This window comes from Longimicrobium sp. (genome assembly GCF_036554565.1).
Classification (GTDB): Bacteria; Gemmatimonadota; Gemmatimonadetes; order Longimicrobiales; family Longimicrobiaceae; genus Longimicrobium.
Genome location: NZ_DATBNB010000354.1, coordinates 1 through 2,260, shown reverse-complemented (window position 1 = coordinate 2,260; position 2,260 = coordinate 1). Strand labels below are relative to the sequence as shown.

The following is a 2,260-nucleotide window of genomic DNA, read 5'->3' as shown; positions in this document are numbered from 1 at the left end:
CGCGCGCTCACGGATCCGCTGCGCGCGCGCTTCGGCGGCGGCGCGCATGGCTGCCACTCGGTCGGAAATGAGATCGTACATGGGGCCGCGTGAAGGGACCGTAACCGGGCGCCGGGAGGGCGGCCTGGGAACCAGAAGTTTGGCGGGCGCATCGTATCGCGCTTCGTATCAACTGGTTACAGTTTACGGCAACCGCGGCGGAGGGGGTATCGGGAGGAGGGGAACACGCGTCGGGGAATTTCCCGACAAAGAGAGACCGAGGGACTTACTCGTCGGCGAGCCAGCCCTGCTGTAAGGCGTAGCGCACCATCTCGGTACGGCTGCGCAGGCCCAGCTTGTCGCTGATGCGGGCCTTGTACGTTTCCACCGTCTTGGTGCTGATCTCCAGCTCCGCCGCGATCTGCTTGTTGCTCTGGCCCCAGGCGATGCGGCGCAGCACCTCTTCCTCCCGCCCGCTCAGGGTTTCGGGCGAGGGCGCGTCACGGATCCCGCGCGACGGCGAGGTGGTGCGCAGCATGCGCCCGGCCAGCGTGGGGTCCACGTACGTGCCCCCGGCCGCCACCACGCGGATGGCGCGCACCAGCTCGTCGGCCGCGGCGCGCTTCAGCACGTACCCCGCGGCGCCCGCCTCCAGCATTCGCGTCAGGTGGGCGCGGTCGTCGTGCATGGTGAGCGCCAGGACTCGCACCGCGGGGCACTCGCGCGCCAGCTTTTCGGCGGCCTCGGGGCCGCCCATGTCGGGCATGGACACGTCCAGCACCGCCACGTCGGGCTTAAGCTCGCAGGCCATGCGGAACGCCTCGGCTCCGTTGCGCGCCTCGCCCACCACCTCCATTCCCTCGCTGCCGTCCAGGAGCGATCGCAGGCCGGCGCGCACCATCTCGTGATCATCGGCCAGCAGTATGCGCACCATGCTCATTGCGGCGTGTCAGTTGGGGGGGGGGGGAAGACGAGTCTGATACCCGCACGAACAGCGTGGTGCCCACACCCGGCGTCGACTCCACGTCCAGCCGGCCGCCCAGCGGCGCCACCCGCTCACGCATGCCCCGCAGCCCCAGCGCCTGCGTCTTTTCGTACATCAGGTCGGTATCGAACCCTTCGCCATCATCCTCGATGACCAGGGTAATGGCCCCGCCACGCCGCTCCAGCAGGACGCCCACCCGCGTGGCAGCGGCGTGCTTCAGCACGTTGGTCAGCGCCTCCTGCGCTACCCGGTACAGCATGGTTTCCACCTCCGGGGCAAAGCGCTCGGTGCCCACGCCCACCGCCTGGAAGTCGCACTCGATGCTGTTGCGGTCCGACCAGTCGTGAAGCATGCTTTCCAGCGCCAGCGTCAGGCCCAGGTTGTCGAGCCCGGGAGGGCGCATCTCCACGGCCAGCTGGTGCACCTCGCGGGCAATGCGGCCGGCCAGCTGCTCCAGCTCGGCCACGCGCCGCGCGCGGTCTGCCTCGCCGCCCTGAAGGCCCTTGAGCCCCACCTGCAGGGCCGTCACAAGCTGCCCCATCTGGTCGTGAAGCTCGCGCGAAATGCGCAGCCGCTCCTGTTCCTCTGCCGAGGCAAGACGGCGCAGCAGCTCGTTGCGCTCGTCCTCGACCACGCCCACCGTCACCTGGCCCATCAGCAGGGGCACCCGGTTCAGCCGGCCGAACACGAGCCCCACGCTCCTGGGGTCGGGCGTTCCGGGGTATTCGTCCACCCAGACCAGCGCCGCCACGTCCAGAATGTGCGCCAGCTCGTCGAACTCGCGGATGATCTCGCGCACCTCGTAGCCCTGCCTGCGGCGGAGGCTGGCGATGTTCCGCATCTCGGCGGTAACGAACTCCTCGGCGGTGAGCTTTTCCGGGTCCGGCGTCAGCAGGAACTCGGCGGCCCGGCCCAGCACGACGGGAATGTCGTCGAGGATGGAGTCGTGCGGCAGGATGCGGATGGGATGAATGTCCAGCTGCGCCGAAAGCTTTTCCACCCAGTCGCGGGTGATCTGGTCCCGGTCGTCCAGCAGGCGCTTGGCGGAATACTGCTCGAACGAGAGGGTCGTCTGGTTCATGGCTGTTCTTGCTGTGGGGCACGAGGCCCTCTCGGCAAGTCGGGAACCATGCCGCGGACAGACAGTCCAGGCGGGCGGGCTCGATCTCTTGGAGAGAAAGCGGGAGGCGCAATTTGCGCCCATTCAACAAGATAGCCCAATGCATCGCCAACTCCAAACCTGCGCACGTGCACCTGCCCGATTCCCTCGCGCATCTCCCGCACCGTCCCGGCGGC

Annotated in this window: 2 protein-coding genes; both read right to left on the bottom strand. The window is 68.5% G+C overall.

Translation table 11 applies throughout. The features are described 5' to 3' along the window. Positions 1-265 precede the first annotated feature (265 nt). A complete protein-coding gene (locus tag VIB55_RS09895; protein ID WP_331876488.1) occupies positions 266-919 on the bottom strand; it encodes a response regulator transcription factor in 654 nt (217 codons plus the stop codon). Further along, positions 888-2,045 (bottom strand): ATP-binding protein, encoded by a 1,158-nt coding sequence (locus VIB55_RS09890; RefSeq protein WP_331876487.1) that lies wholly within the window; start codon positions 2,043-2,045, stop codon positions 888-890. Before VIB55_RS09890 ends, VIB55_RS09895 begins: the two co-directional genes overlap by 32 nt. Positions 2,046-2,260 lie beyond the last annotated feature (215 nt).